The sequence below is a fragment of the Delftia sp. BGA-UO-ETr-SB1 genome, from assembly GCF_059567865.1.
Genome location: NZ_JCAQOW010000006.1, coordinates 2,277,262 through 2,290,327 on the forward strand (window position 1 = coordinate 2,277,262; position 13,066 = coordinate 2,290,327).

Below are 13,066 nucleotides of genomic sequence, written 5' to 3' on the forward strand. Positions count from 1 at the left end.
ACAGGGCAAGGGGAGAGCCTGAGACAATCGTGCCCCATGAGTGAACCCCGCGACAACAAGATCCCCGACAACCTGCCCGAAGCCGACATCGACGCCCCTGCACTGCCCGAAGGCTGGCTGCAGGTGCTGTCCATGGATATGGACGCCCAGGGCGTGGCCCGCAAGAGCGATGGCAAGGTGGTATTCATCGACGGCGCCCTGCCTACCGAACTGGTCAGCGCCAACACCCATCGCAAGAAAAACAACTGGGAAGCCGCCAGCCTGACGGCCATCCACCGCGAATCTTCCCAGCGCGTGCGCCCCGGCTGCCCGAATTTCGGTCTGCACGCCGGTGCCTGCGGCGGCTGCAAGATGCAGCATCTGCACGTGGGCGCCCAGGTGGCCATCAAGCAGCGCGTGCTGGAAGACAATCTCTGGCATCTGGCCAAGGTCAAGCCCGAGACGCTGCTGCGCCCCATCGAAGGTCCGTCCTGGGCCTACCGTTTCCGCTCGCGCCTGTCGGTGCGCTATGTGGCCAAGAAGGGCAAGGTGCTGGTGGGCTTTCACGAGCGCAAGAGCCGCTACATCGCCGACATGGAGACCTGCAAGATCCTGCCGCCCCATGTGGACGCCATGCTGCTGCCCATGCGCGCGCTGATCGCCTCCATGGATGCACGCGAAACCTGCCCGCAGATCGAGGTTGCCTGCGGCGACTCCGTCACGGCCCTGGTGCTGCGCCATCTGGAGCCGCTGTCCGAGGACGACCAGGCCCGGCTGCGGGCCTTCGCAGTCGAGCACAACGTGCAGTGGTGGCTTCAGCCCAAGGGCCCGGACACCGTGCACCTCATGGAGCAGGGAGGCGCCCAGCTTGACTATGGCCTGCCCGATTTCGGCATCACCATGCCGTTCAAGCCCACGGACTTCACCCAGGTCAATCCGCACATCAACCGCGTGCTGGTCACGCGTGCGCTGCGCCTGCTGGATGTCAAGAAGGACGAGCGCGTGATCGACTGGTTCTGCGGTCTGGGCAACTTCACCCTTCCCCTGGCCACGCAGGCGCGCGAGGTGCTGGGCATCGAGGGCAGCGATACCCTGGTCAAGCGCTCCCATGAAAACTACGCGGCCAACAACGCACAGCGCGCAGAGGGCGACAAGCTCGCGCCCACGCGCTTTGTGGCGCGCAACCTGTTCGAGATGACGCCCGAGATGCTGTTCGCCGACGGCGTGGCCGGCAAGTGGCTGGTGGATCCGCCGCGTGAAGGCGCGTTTGCGCTGTCCAAGGCCCTGGCCGACATCCACCAGGCGCGAATCGGTGCCGAAGGCGCCGAGCCACTGCCGGCAGGGCATGAGGCCTGGCGCTTTCCCGAGCGCATCGTCTATGTCAGCTGCAATCCCGCAACGCTGGCGCGCGATGCCGGCCTTCTGGTGCATCTGGCCGGCTATCGCTGTGTATCGGCAGGCGTGGTCAACATGTTCCCGCACACGGCCCACGTGGAGAGCATGGCGGTGTTCGAGCGCTGCGCAGACTGACGGCCTGGCTGCCCGCGCCATGAAAAAAGCCGTGGAGCCCTCGGGCGGCCACGGCTTTTTGACGGGCGGATCCAGATCTCAAATCCGGATCTCAAAAGGGGTCAGCTGCGATTGCGGCCTGAGGTCGGCTCGGCAGGCGCCTCGTCCTTGTCGCTGCGGCGGCGGTCGCTCTGGCCCAGGACCGAAGGCGTGCCCTCCATCTTGTTGGCGCGCATGTATTCGTCCATATCCTTCCAGCCTGCAAACACCAGGGCCTTGGACGATTTGGGGTTGAGCGTGTAGCAATCCTCCAGCCCGCGCAGGGCATGGCGGCACGCCCCGCCGATGGCCTTGGCCTCGGCCTCTTTGGCGACGGTGCGGGGGTCCGGTCCCAGGCCCGGAATATCATCCAGCTTGCAGCCGGCGAGCAGCGTGGGCAGCAGCAGGATGGCGAAGGTGCGGGGAAGATTAGGCATGGTCATCTTGAGGAGATTATCGGCAGGCCCTGGAAGAAGTTGAGTCCGCTTTGCACAAATGATGATCCCGGACATGCAAAAGGCCTCCCGAAGGAGGCCTTTTGTGTGCAGCAGGGAAGGCGAAGCCTTCCGCGCGCGGCATCAGTCGCGTTCGCCGCCCATGATGCCCAGCAGGGCCAGCAGGCTCTGGAACACGTTGAACAGGTCCAGGTACAGAGCCAGCGTGGCGCTGATGTAGTTGGTCTCGCCGCCGTCCATGATCTGCTTGAGGTCATAGAGCATGTAGGCGCTGAAAATGCCGATGGCCGCCACCGAGATCGCCATCATGCCGGCCGTGGAGCCGATGAAGACGTTGATGATGGAGCCCACGAACAGCACCAGCACGCCGACGAACAGGAACTTGCCCATGCCCGACAGGTCGCGCTTGATCACCGTGGCCAGCGAGGCCATGACCAGGAACACGCCGGCCGTGCCTGCAAAGGCGGTCATGATCAGCTCGGAGCCGTTCTTGAAGCCCAGGATCATGCCGATCATGCGCGACAGCATCAGGCCCATGAAGAACGTGAAACCCAGAAGCACGGGAATGCCGGCTGCCGAGTGCTTTGTCTTCTCGATGGCGAACATGAAGCCGAAGGCGCCGCCCAGGAAGACGATGAGCCCCAACCCGCCGCTCAGCGAGCGCGTGATGCCCGTGGCCACGCCCAGCCAAGCGCCCAGCACGGTGGGGAGAAGACTCAGGGCCAGCAGCCAGTAGGTGTTGCGCAATACGCGATTGCGCTCTTGCTGCGAGACACCGTAGCCCGCAGAGCCCAGTGTGGTGACTTGATCATTCATGTGGCCAGTCCTCCGAAGGAGTGTTGTTGCGACTTGCCCATTCTAGGTGGCGGCTTGCGCGCGACTTGCAATACCCCGAGCCGCCGCCATGGTTTGGTTTCGAATGTTTTGTTCTGCGCATGCATTGTCAGTCCTCATACGATTGCTATGCTTATAGGACATTTGTGATGGAATGGATAATTGGAATCTTATGAAGACCAAGCATGAACTCGAACTGGCCGACGTGAAGGCCATTGCCGCCGCCGCAGAAGCCGAGGCGCTGAAGAACAAGTGGGCCGTGACCATTGCCATCGTCGATGACGGCGGCCACCTGCTGTGGCTGCAGCGCCTGGATGGCGCCGCCGCCGTGTCGGCCCACATCGCTCCGTCCAAGGCCCGCTCGGCGGCCCTGGGCCGCCGCGATACCAAGGGCTATGAAGACATGATCAACAACGGCCGCACGGCCTTCCTGAGCGCGCCCACGCTGGACGGCCTGCTCGAAGGTGGCGTGGCCATCATGAAGGACGGCCAATGCCTGGGCGCTGTGGGCGTCAGCGGCGTCAAGGCCAGTGAGGATGCGCAGGTTGCCAGCGCCGGCATTGCTGCTCTGGGCCTGTAATAGCCCCTGGTGCACCCATGCTGCATGAATCGGTCCCTGGGGACTGATCCATGCAACCAAGAAAAAGCCCCTGTGCCGATGGACAGGGGCTTTTTCTTTGGTCAATCTGCGCTGCAGCGCGGGGAAAAAATGCTTGGCTACGCAAAATCCGGAGATTTTGTTGGCTGGCTAATCGACCTCTGAGACTGGAAGTCCCAAGGTCGCCCCACGATGAAACGAAGAAGCCGCCGGTCGGGCATCCGACGACGGCCGGAATCTTGCTTATTTGGTCAGGATGAGCTTGCCCAGCTTGGTGGCCTGCAGGCGGTAGGGCGTGCCGTTGTGCACGATGGTCACAGCCTTTTGTCCATTGAGCAGCAAGGTGCTGTCGAGTCCGCTGGCGGCCCCGGTCAGGGCTGCAGATGCTGCGGCCTGCAGCGCTGCAAAGGCCTGGGCGTTGGAGTTGCCGGACAGATGCGAGGTGGCGGCGGAAGTGGCAGACATGCAGGGAATTCCTCAAAAATTGGAAAGTTTTGTGAATGATAACAATTCTCAATTGAAAATCAAGTGAGACTTACTCGCATTGTGGTTTCTGGGACCAGTCCTATCCCTGCGACTCGATGCACTGCCAACGCAAAGAGAATGAAAAACGGCCCCGAAGGGCCGTTGTCGTTGATCGCCAGGCAAGGAATGCCTGCCACGGCCTACTTGGCCGGGTCCGTCACGAAGCCGATCTTGCGCACGCCTGCACGCTGTGCGGCGGCCATGGCCTGGGCCACGCGCTCGTAGCGCACTTCCTTGTCACCCTGGATATGCAGGTCAGGTTGCGGCTCCTTGGCCGCCTCGGCCTTGAGGTTCTCCTCGAACTGCGTATCGCTGACGGCAACGCCATTCCAGTGGTACTGGCCATCGGCGGACACGGCCAGGCGCACGGTGGCGGGCTTGACGTCCTCGGGCTGGTTGGTGGCGCGGGGCAGGTCCACGTTCACCGAATGCTTCATCACCGGCACGGTGATGATGAAGATGATCAGGAGCACCAGCATGACGTCGACCAGCGGCGTCATGTTGATCTCGTTCATCACCTCTTCGCCGTCATCGTCCATTGTTCCGAATGCCATGGCTTACGCGCCTTTCTTCAGCGGCAGCACGTTGCCGGCTTCCTTGCCGTCGATGGACACGCGGGCGCCGGTCACGAAGTAGGCGTGCATGTCGTGGGCAAAGCTGTTGAGGGCGTTGAGAATGGACTTGTTGCCACGCACCACGGCGTTGTAGCCGAGCACGGCGGGAATCGCCACGGCCAGGCCCAGGGCGGTCATGATCAGCGCTTCACCGATGGGGCCCGCGACCTTGTCGATCGAGGACTGGCCGGACAGGCCGATGGCGACCAGCGCGTGGTAGATGCCCCAGACGGTGCCGAACAGGCCGATGAAGGGTGCGGTCGAGCCCACGGAAGCCAGAATGGCCAGGCCCGATTGCAGGCGGGCGGTGAACTCGCTGATGCCGTTGCGCATGCAGCGGGTCACCCAGTCGCTGATGTCCAGCGTGTCATGCAGGTGGGCGCTGGTCTTGCGGTGGTGGGCGGTGGCTTCGCGGCCTTCGAGCACCAGGTAGCGGAAGGGGTTGGAGCGGTCATCGCCCAGCTTTTCCAGGCCGCTGGCCAGGTCGGGGCTGTGCCAGAAGTCCTGGGCGTTGCGCGCCAGCTTCTTGAACTTCACGATGTCCAGGGCCTTGATGATCATCACGAGCCAAGAGGCCACCGACATGGCCAGCAGGATGATGGCGACGGCACGGGTGACGAAGTCTCCCTGCGTCCAGACGTGGGCAATGCCGAATTGGGAATCCATGGATACTCCTGAGAATCAATTGAGGGTGAATTTGACCGGGACGGTGACCCACATGGGGGTTGGCGTGCCGTTGCTCTTGCCGGGGACGAATTTCCAGTTCTTGACGCCGTCCACGGCCTGCTGGTCCAGACGGTCGTAGCCGCTGGATTTGCTGACCTCGATCTTTTGAGGCAGGCCTTGCGCGTCCACGAAGATGCGCAGCGTGACCGTTCCCTGTTCCCCCATGCGCCTGCTGATGGCGGGGTAGCTGGGGGCCGGGTTGTTGAGGTAGGCCGCGTTGTTGGACGGCAATTCGATCTTGGGCGGAGCCGGTGGCGCCGGGGGAGCGGGAGGCGCTGGCGGCGCAGGAGGGGCTGGCGGTGCCGGCGGTGCTTCCACCACGGGCTTGGGCTCGTCGTCCAGCGTGCCGCGCGGCGCCGCAGGTGCAGGCTTGGGGTCGGCAATGGCCTTGGGCAGCGGCGGTGCCTTCTTCACGACCGGCTGGGGTTTGGGAGGTGGTGGCGGAGGAGGAGGCTTGGGTGCCTCGGGCTCGGGAGCGGGTGGCGAAATGAATTCCGCAATCACCTGGGCTGGCACGATGACCTCTTCGGGTGCGCGCTGGAGCAGGCCATGCTGCATCGCCCAAAGGGTTGCTGCATGCAAGACCACGACCGAACCCGCGATGGCCACGTTACGGCCAAGGCCCCCGGGGGGGCCAAAACGATCAGACTGGGACATAGAGACAGAAGGAGCGGTCAGCGTATGGGAGCCGGGTGCTGTCGCTCGGAAGACGGAGTATCAGCTGCGCAGAATCCACCAGGTGCATGTAACGACGAGGATCAGGCTGCCGACAAGTGCTGAGAGGAGGACCATGCTTTGCTCTCCAGAATGTTGTTGGCAAGCTGGACGGTCTGGGCCGCGACCTCGTTGTGGATGGCCGCCACGGGCTGGCTGGCGCAGCATTGCGCCACCACATCCCGGGCGCAGCTTTCGCAGCGACCGCACTGCATGGCGATACCCAATTCGAATTGGATCTCGTCAAAGCTCATGCCCGCATGAGCGTGGCGTGCGATCTCACGGTCGGAAACCCGGCGGCATACACAGACGATCATGGCTACAGGCAGTAGTGGCTGGCTATTGATAGGATGAAAAATTATAAATGAGAATTCATCGCATTTGCAATTCTTGGTTGTCTGTAGGGCTGTATGGCGCTCGGCTTTACTCGGTATCCAGTAGTTCCACAGTGGCCTGGGCAAGGGTGGCACACCCTGTCAGCGCCATGGCGATCTCCAGTTCATCGCGCAGCAACCTGAGCACATGGGCCACGCCGGCGGCGCCCGCATTGGCCAGCCCCCAGAGTACGGGGCGGCCTATCAGAACCGCCGTCGCCCCGAGGGCGATCGCCTTGAGCACGTCTGTGCCGCGCCGTATGCCCCCGTCGGCCAGCAAGGGAAGCTCGTGGCCCGCGCCGCGCACGGCCCTGGCCACGCGGGCAAGGGCTGTTGCCGTTGCCGGTGCGGTGTCCAGCGTGCGCCCTCCATGGTTGGAGACGATGATGCCCGCTACTCCCAATCTCGCGGCCTGCAGCGCATCGGCCGGGTGGAGCACGCCCTTGAGCAGCAGCGGCAGCCGTGTCTGCTGCTGCAGCCAGGCGACGTCATCCCAGGTAGGGGCATGGTGCAGCAGGCCGTCGAACAGGGGGCTCTGGCCTGGTGCGAGTTGCATGGCTGCAAGTGGCGCCATCCCCTGCAGATTGACGGCAGACACTCCCGGCGGAAGACAAAAGCGCGCGCGGCGTTCACGGTCACGCACACCGCTGGTGGGTGCGTCCACCGTCAGCACCAGCGCTTCGTAGCCTGCGGCCTCTGCGCGCTTGATCAGTTGCGTGGTGAAGCCACGGTCATGCTGCAGATAGAGTTGGAACCACAAAGGGCCATGGCCCGGCGTGAGCCGTGCTGCCTGTGCCACTGCCTCCAGCGGCAGGCTGGCCTGTGTGCTGAGCACCATGCCCGCGCCCAGCGCAGCAGCGGCATAGGCCGTTGCAAGCTCTGCGTCCTCATGGGCCATGCGCTGGAAGGCCATGGGGGCCACCAGCAGCGGGCAGGCCAGATCCCTGCCCAGCAACTGCAGCCGGGTGTGACCGCCTGCAAGGGGGCGGAGCACGCGCGGCCACAGTGTGAGCGCGTCCCAGGCGCTGCGGTTTGCCGCAAGACTGCGCTCATCGGCCGCGCCGCCCGAGAAATAGGCCCAGGCGTTGTCGTCCATCCGCTGCCGCGCATGCGCCTCGTGGTCGGCCAGATTGATGATGCCGTCGGGAACGGCTTGCAGCGCGGGCACTTGACTCATGGCATTGGAATGTTGTCGGTGTGCAGCATCTCCGGCAAGAAGAGGAGATGGCATCCCGGAAAAAAGAAAAGCCGGCCCAGGGGCCGGCTTTCATCCGTCGTGGCGCAGGCCCGAGGATTACTTGACGTGCTTGCCGATCAGGCCAGCCATCTCGAACATCGAGACTTGGGGCTTGCCGAACACTTCCTTGAGCTTCGCGTCGGCGTTGATCATGCGCTTGTTGGCAGCGTCTTGCAGCTTGTTGGCCTTGATGTAGACCCACAGCTTGCTGATGATCTCGGTGCGGGGCAGGGGAGTGGAACCCACCACGGCAGCCAGAGCGGGGCTGGGGGTGAGGGGTTTCATGAAGGCGGCGTTGGGAGTGCGCTTCTTTGCGGGAGCTGCCGGAGCAGCCGTTGCCTTCTTTGCAGTTGCCATGTTGCTTGTTCCTAGTATGGAGTGGATTCTTTACCAGCGAAAAACCGTCGCTATCCACTGGCAGGCTGATGCTAATGGGAAAAAAACGCTCTTCCAAGCTTACCCGTCAAATTTTTGCCTCGATTTGTTGCTGTGGCGCTGTTTTTTGAGGAGTTTTTGCATTCTGGCTCGCTTTCGAGGGCCGCACTGGCAGGTTGGCCGTCGGCGCCAGCGTTTTCAGAGGGGGCTGGCACCGCTCGCGGAAAGGTGTTGTGCAAGGCGTTTTCTGCCCGGCCAGGTGGCCACGAGAATGCCCAGCAGGGCGATCGCAAAGGCCAGCGCCTGCATGGATGTAACCCGTTCGCCCAGCACGCACATGCCGACCACGGCAGCGCTGATCGGCAGCAGTACCGTAAAGGTGCCGGCCTGGGAGGCTGGCACGTTGCGCAAGCCTGTCATCCACAACCACACGGTCCACACGCAGGCGGCAAGGGCGTAGAACAGCAACAGACCCCAGATGCTCCATGCCACGCTGCCGAAGTCGAAGCGCCACGCCAGATACAGCCCGAAAGGCGTAGACAGCGCAAATCCCCAGAGATTGACGATGGATGTGATGCGCTTGGGCCCCAGGGACGTGGTCAGGCGCTTGCCGATGACGGCGTAGAACGCCTCGCAAAGCACGGCACCGACCAGCAGCATCTGCCCCAGCCACGCCTGCGGTGAGGCTGATGCTGCCGAGGCGGCGCCAGCGTCCGGGCGGGACAGTGCATACAGGCCGATGCCCGCCACGGCCAGCGCGATGGCCAGCCAGGTGCGCGCAGCCACGCGCTCGCGCAGAAACAGCCAGCTCATCAAGGCCACGGCAGCAGGGATGGCAGCCATGGTCACGCCGGCCGTGACGGCGCTTGTCAGGCTCACGCCAGTCACCATGCAGATGGTGAAGAGAAAGTTGCCGAACAGCGACTCAAGAAACAGCAGGCCCTGCGTGCGCCGAGACAGGGGTGCCTCGTCCGCCGGCTTGCGCAGCCAGCGCAGCATGGCGATGGCCCCGATGCCAAAGCGCAGCCATGCCAGCAGCAGCACCGGAAAAATGGCCGCCAGAGGCTTGGAGAGGGCGACATAGCTGCCGACCAGGGACATGCTCAGCGCCAGGCAGGCATAGGCAGATCTGCGATGGGAGGTGTTCACGGCAAGTGCAGGTTTGAGAGGCGGGAGCGCCACCTGAACGCGCGATGGTACCTGTGAGCGCGCCCGGTGTGCGTGACATGTGCCTGTCGCGGACGCTTGCCATGCTGTGGTGACTTTTCATGGCATGGAATCCATGTTTTGCATTGTGAAATATTGAAATGCTGCATTGCGCCAATTTTTCTCAATACGAGAAATGTGATTTCATATTGAAAAATATGAAAATAACTCATTGATTTATATGATGAAAAATTTAGTCTTGTATAAGACACAAGATGTTGATGAGGTCTTCTATAAGACTTAAATTTGATCCCAAGGCCGACGCAAGAAAGCCGCTTGTTTCAACCACCTCCCAGGAGAGCAACATGCCCCAATCCCTGACCCAGCAACTGAGCCGTGAACAGCAGATTTCCGCCCTTGAGAAAGACTGGGCGCAGAACCCCCGTTGGAAGGGCGTCAAGCGCGGCTACAGCGCCGCCGACGTGGTGCGTCTGCGCGGCAGCCTGCAGCCCGAATACACACTGGCCCAGCGTGGCGCGGAACTGCTCTGGGACAGGATCAACGGCGGTGCCAAGAAGGGCTACGTGAATGCCTTTGGCGCCATCTCCGCAGGCCAGGCCATGCAACAGGCCAAGGCTGGCCTGGAAGCGGTGTACCTGTCGGGCTGGCAGGTGGCTGCCGATGGCAACACCAGCGAAACCATGTACCCCGACCAGTCGCTGTACGCCTATGACTCGGTGCCCACCATGGTGCGCCGCATCAACAACACCTTCAAGCGTGCCGACGAAATCCAGTGGGGCCGTGGCATCAACCCCGGCGACAAGGAATTCATCGACTACTTCCTGCCTATCGTCGCCGATGCGGAAGCCGGTTTTGGCGGCGTGCTCAACGCGTTCGAACTGATGAAGAACATGATTGCCGCTGGCGCAGCCGGCGTGCACTTCGAGGACCAACTGGCTGCCGTGAAGAAGTGCGGCCACATGGGTGGCAAGGTTCTGGTGCCCACCCAGGAAGCCGTCGAGAAGCTGATCTCCGCCCGCTTTGCCGCTGACGTGATGGGCGTGCCTACTATCGTGCTGGCCCGCACCGATGCTGAAGCCGCCAACCTGATCACCTCCGATCACGACGCCAACGACAAGCCGTTCCTGACCGGCGAGCGCACACAGGAAGGTTTCTACCGTGTCCGCAATGGCATGGAGCAGTCCATCAGCCGCGGTGTGGCCTATGCGCCCTATGCCGACCTGGTGTGGTGCGAAACCGGCGTGCCCGACATCGGCTTTGCCCGCGAGTTCGCCCAGGCCGTGCATGCCGCCTGCCCAGGCAAGCTGCTGAGCTACAACTGCTCGCCTTCGTTCAATTGGAAGAAGAACCTCAACGACAGCCAGATCGCGTCCTTCCAGGAAGACCTGTCTGCTCTGGGCTACAAGTTCCAGTTCATCACGCTGGCCGGCATTCACATCAACTGGTTCAACACGTTCAAGTTTGCCCACGCCTACGCCAACGGCGAAGGCATGAAGCACTACGTGAACATGGTGCAGGAGCCCGAATTCGCAGCCCGCGAACAAGGCTACACCTTCGTGTCGCACCAGCAGGAAGTGGGTGCAGGCTACTTCGACGACGTGACCACGGTGATCCAGGGCGGCTCGTCCAGCGTCAAGGCACTGACCGGCTCCACGGAAGAGGAGCAATTCCACTGAAGCGCGGCTTCGGTGAGTGCAACTTCAGGTAGATAGGGGTGAGAAAGCGTCCGGGGCCTTGTGCTTCGGGCGCTTTTTCTTTGCTGGGGTTAAAATGGCGGAAGTTTTCAATTGACAACAACTGACAAGGGCGAGAAAGGCATCATGGTTATGACACCGCGAACTACATCGGAGATGTACACCGGCCGCTAGCGGCTGGCGGTTCGCGCCTGCACGAGATTCACTCGACCCCAAGAAAGCGCGGACCTGGCTCCGCGCTTTTTGCTTTTGGGGGATGCGCGCCCCCTGAGAAATATTTTAGGAATCCCATGATCCACATTACGCTTCCCGATGGTTCGCAACGTGAGTACCCCGGCCCGGTCACCGTGGCCGAAGTGGCCGCATCCATAGGCACGGGCCTTGCTAAGGCTGCACTGGCTGGCAAGGTTGGCACGGGCGACGACGCCAAGGTGGTGGACACCAGCTTCGTCATCGACAAGGACATGCCCTTGTCCATCGTGACGGCCAAGGACCCCGATGGCCTGGAGGTGATCCGCCATTCCACGGCCCACTTGCTGGCCTATGCGGTCAAGGAGCTGTTCCCGGAGGCCCAGGTCACCATCGGTCCCGTGATCGAGAACGGCTTCTACTACGACTTCTCGTACAAGCGCCCCTTCACGCCCGAGGACCTGGTCGCCATCGAAAAGCGCATGGCCGAACTGGCCGCCAAGGACGAGCCCGTGGTGCGCCGCGTGCTGCCGCGCGACGAGGCCGTTGCGTACTTCAAGGGCATCGGCGAGAACTACAAGGCCGAGATCATCGCCAGCATTCCCTCCAATGAGGATGTGAGTCTGTACCGCGAAGGCAGCTTCGAGGATCTGTGCCGCGGCCCGCACGTGCCCAGCACCGGCAAGCTCAAGTTCTTCAAGCTGATGAAGGTGGCTGGCGCCTACTGGCGTGGCGACCATCGCAACGAGATGCTGCAGCGCGTGTACGGCACGGCCTGGGCATCGAAGGACGACCTGCAGCAGTACCTGCACATGCTGGAGGAGGCTGAAAAGCGCGACCACCGCAAGCTGGGCCGCGAACTGGATCTGTTCCACATCGACGAGCATTCGCCGGGCACCGTGTTCTGGCACCCGAAGGGCTGGTCCCTGTGGCAAGAGGTCGAGCAGTACATGCGCCGCGTGTACCGCGACAACGGTTACCAGGAAGTCAAGGGTCCGCAGATCCTGGACAAGACCCTGTGGGAGAAGACGGGTCACTGGGACAAGTACCGCGAGAACATGTTCACGACCGAGTCGGAAAAGCGCGATTACGCGCTCAAGCCGATGAACTGCCCCGGCCACATCCTGATCTTCAAGCAGGGCATCAAGAGCTACCGCGACCTGCCGCTGCGCTACGGCGAATTCGGCCAGTGCCACCGCAACGAGCCCACGGGCGGCCTGCACGGCATCATGCGCGTGCGGGGCTTCACGCAGGATGACGGCCACGTCTTCTGTACCGAAGACCAGATCCAGCCCGAGGTGCTGGCCTTCACCACGCTGCTGCAAAAGGTCTACGCGGACTTCGGCTTCAGCGACATCATCTACAAGGTCGCCACGCGCCCCGAGGCGCGCATCGGCTCCGATGAAAGCTGGGACAAGGCAGAAGCTGCGCTGATCAACAGCCTGGAGGCTTCGGGCTGCGAGTACGTGATCTCGCCCGGCGATGGCGCGTTCTACGGCCCCAAGATCGAGTACACGCTCAAGGACGCCATCGGCCGCCAGTGGCAGTGCGGAACCATCCAGGTGGATTTCTCCATGCCCGAGCGCCTGGATGCGGAGTACGTGGGCGAGGACGGCGACCGCCATCGCCCCGTGATGCTGCACCGTGCCATCGTCGGCAGCCTGGAGCGTTTCATCGGCATTCTCATCGAGCAGCACGCTGGCGCCATGCCGACCTGGCTGGCTCCCGTGCAGGCCGCCGTGCTCAATATCACCGACGCGCAGGCGGACTATGTGCGGGAAGTCGCACAAAAGCTGCAAAAAGCATTTCCGAATCAAGGCCTTAGGGTGGCGACAGATCTGCGCAACGAAAAGATTACGTATAAAATACGGGAGCATTCGTTGCAAAAGCTGCCTTACATCCTTGTTGCTGGCGACAAGGAGAAGGCCGCTGGTGCAGTGGCAGTGCGCGCACGGGGCAACAAGGACCTCGGTGTGATGTCGGTCGATGCGTTCATTGAACTCGTGGCCAAGGACATCGCGGCGAAGGCCTGATGGA

General features: G+C 62.6%; 14 protein-coding genes. 4 read left to right on the forward strand and 10 right to left on the reverse strand.

The features are described 5' to 3' along the window. The first annotated feature begins 36 nt into the window (after positions 1–36). A complete protein-coding gene (gene rlmD, locus AC57B5_RS28930) occupies positions 37–1,509 on the forward strand; it encodes a 23S rRNA (uracil(1939)-C(5))-methyltransferase RlmD (protein ID WP_034395354.1) in 1,473 nt (490 codons plus the stop codon). Positions 1,510–1,610: 101 nt separating this feature from the next. On the opposite strand, the gene AC57B5_RS28935 is transcribed toward rlmD, so the two are convergent. Together AC57B5_RS28935 and AC57B5_RS28940 are read right to left on the reverse strand one after the other, a co-directional pair. Continuing rightward, the gene (locus tag AC57B5_RS28935) at positions 1,611–2,039 is read right to left on the reverse strand and encodes a hypothetical protein (protein WP_012206427.1); all 429 of its coding nucleotides are present in this window, start codon (positions 2,037–2,039) and stop codon (positions 1,611–1,613) included. 66 nt (positions 2,040–2,105) lie between these two features. Beyond that, positions 2,106–2,798: a Bax inhibitor-1/YccA family protein gene (locus AC57B5_RS28940; protein ID WP_012206426.1), complete on the reverse strand. Its 693-nt coding sequence runs from the start codon at positions 2,796–2,798 to the stop codon at positions 2,106–2,108. Between the two features lie 190 nt (positions 2,799–2,988). On the opposite strand from AC57B5_RS28940, the gene AC57B5_RS28945 reads away from it, so the two are divergent. After that, positions 2,989–3,396 (forward strand): GlcG/HbpS family heme-binding protein, encoded by a 408-nt coding sequence (locus AC57B5_RS28945; protein ID WP_063325750.1) that lies wholly within the window; start codon positions 2,989–2,991, stop codon positions 3,394–3,396. A gap of 261 nt (positions 3,397–3,657) precedes the next feature. Here AC57B5_RS28945 and hemP read toward each other — a convergent pair whose 3' ends face one another. From hemP to AC57B5_RS28985, 8 genes are all read right to left on the reverse strand, one after another. Beyond that, complete coding sequence (gene hemP / locus AC57B5_RS28950; protein WP_012206424.1) at positions 3,658–3,879, reverse strand: hemin uptake protein HemP; 222 nt, start codon at positions 3,877–3,879, stop codon at positions 3,658–3,660. A 200-nt stretch (positions 3,880–4,079) separates the two neighbouring features. Then, the gene (locus tag AC57B5_RS28955) at positions 4,080–4,493 is read right to left on the reverse strand and encodes an ExbD/TolR family protein (RefSeq protein WP_013801671.1); all 414 of its coding nucleotides are present in this window, start codon (positions 4,491–4,493) and stop codon (positions 4,080–4,082) included. 3 nt (positions 4,494–4,496) lie between these two features. Continuing rightward, a complete protein-coding gene (locus AC57B5_RS28960; RefSeq protein WP_012206422.1) occupies positions 4,497–5,219 on the reverse strand; it encodes a MotA/TolQ/ExbB proton channel family protein in 723 nt (240 codons plus the stop codon). A 15-nt stretch (positions 5,220–5,234) separates the two neighbouring features. Further along, positions 5,235–5,936, reverse strand: a complete 702-nt coding sequence (locus AC57B5_RS28965) for an energy transducer TonB (RefSeq protein WP_496400798.1) — start codon at positions 5,934–5,936, stop codon at positions 5,235–5,237. A gap of 101 nt (positions 5,937–6,037) precedes the next feature. After that, positions 6,038–6,310 (reverse strand): (2Fe-2S)-binding protein, encoded by a 273-nt coding sequence (locus AC57B5_RS28970; protein ID WP_012206420.1) that lies wholly within the window; start codon positions 6,308–6,310, stop codon positions 6,038–6,040. Positions 6,311–6,416: 106 nt separating this feature from the next. After that, positions 6,417–7,544 carry an alpha-hydroxy acid oxidase gene (locus AC57B5_RS28975; protein ID WP_063325749.1) on the reverse strand — a complete coding sequence of 376 codons (1,128 nt, stop codon included), beginning with the start codon at positions 7,542–7,544 and terminating at the stop codon, positions 6,417–6,419. A gap of 117 nt (positions 7,545–7,661) precedes the next feature. Then, entirely contained in the window at positions 7,662–7,961 is a 300-nt protein-coding gene (locus AC57B5_RS28980) for an SWIB/MDM2 domain-containing protein (RefSeq protein WP_012206418.1), read from the reverse strand. A 216-nt stretch (positions 7,962–8,177) separates the two neighbouring features. Continuing rightward, a complete protein-coding gene (locus AC57B5_RS28985; protein ID WP_496400799.1) occupies positions 8,178–9,128 on the reverse strand; it encodes a DMT family transporter in 951 nt (316 codons plus the stop codon). Between the two features lie 362 nt (positions 9,129–9,490). Between AC57B5_RS28985 and aceA the strand changes: the two genes are divergently transcribed. After that, positions 9,491–10,822, forward strand: coding sequence for an isocitrate lyase (gene aceA / locus AC57B5_RS28990; protein WP_013801675.1), 1,332 nt, complete (start codon positions 9,491–9,493; stop codon positions 10,820–10,822). A gap of 308 nt (positions 10,823–11,130) precedes the next feature. Beyond that, positions 11,131–13,062: a threonine--tRNA ligase gene (thrS, locus tag AC57B5_RS28995; protein ID WP_043820564.1), complete on the forward strand. Its 1,932-nt coding sequence runs from the start codon at positions 11,131–11,133 to the stop codon at positions 13,060–13,062. The last annotated feature ends 4 nt before the right edge of the window (positions 13,063–13,066 follow it).

What these genes read in the sequence shown, in the direction of transcription:
- rlmD (WP_034395354.1), top strand. Translation starts at nt 37, where the DNA reads ATGAGTGAACCCCGCGACAACAAGATCCCCGACAACCTGCCCGAAGCC.
- AC57B5_RS28935 (WP_012206427.1), bottom strand. Translation starts at nt 2,039, where the DNA reads ATGTCCGGGATCATCATTTGTGCAAAGCGGACTCAACTTCTTCCAGGG.
- AC57B5_RS28940 (WP_012206426.1), bottom strand. Translation starts at nt 2,798, where the DNA reads ATGAATGATCAAGTCACCACACTGGGCTCTGCGGGCTACGGTGTCTCG.
- AC57B5_RS28945 (WP_063325750.1), top strand. Translation starts at nt 2,989, where the DNA reads ATGAAGACCAAGCATGAACTCGAACTGGCCGACGTGAAGGCCATTGCC.
- hemP (WP_012206424.1), bottom strand. Translation starts at nt 3,879, where the DNA reads ATGTCTGCCACTTCCGCCGCCACCTCGCATCTGTCCGGCAACTCCAAC.
- AC57B5_RS28955 (WP_013801671.1), bottom strand. Translation starts at nt 4,493, where the DNA reads ATGGCATTCGGAACAATGGACGATGACGGCGAAGAGGTGATGAACGAG.
- AC57B5_RS28960 (WP_012206422.1), bottom strand. Translation starts at nt 5,219, where the DNA reads ATGGATTCCCAATTCGGCATTGCCCACGTCTGGACGCAGGGAGACTTC.
- AC57B5_RS28965 (WP_496400798.1), bottom strand. Translation starts at nt 5,936, where the DNA reads ATGTCCCAGTCTGATCGTTTTGGCCCCCCCGGGGGCCTTGGCCGTAAC.
- AC57B5_RS28970 (WP_012206420.1), bottom strand. Translation starts at nt 6,310, where the DNA reads ATGATCGTCTGTGTATGCCGCCGGGTTTCCGACCGTGAGATCGCACGC.
- AC57B5_RS28975 (WP_063325749.1), bottom strand. Translation starts at nt 7,544, where the DNA reads ATGAGTCAAGTGCCCGCGCTGCAAGCCGTTCCCGACGGCATCATCAAT.
- AC57B5_RS28980 (WP_012206418.1), bottom strand. Translation starts at nt 7,961, where the DNA reads ATGGCAACTGCAAAGAAGGCAACGGCTGCTCCGGCAGCTCCCGCAAAG.
- aceA (WP_013801675.1), top strand. Translation starts at nt 9,491, where the DNA reads ATGCCCCAATCCCTGACCCAGCAACTGAGCCGTGAACAGCAGATTTCC.
- thrS (WP_043820564.1), top strand. Translation starts at nt 11,131, where the DNA reads ATGATCCACATTACGCTTCCCGATGGTTCGCAACGTGAGTACCCCGGC.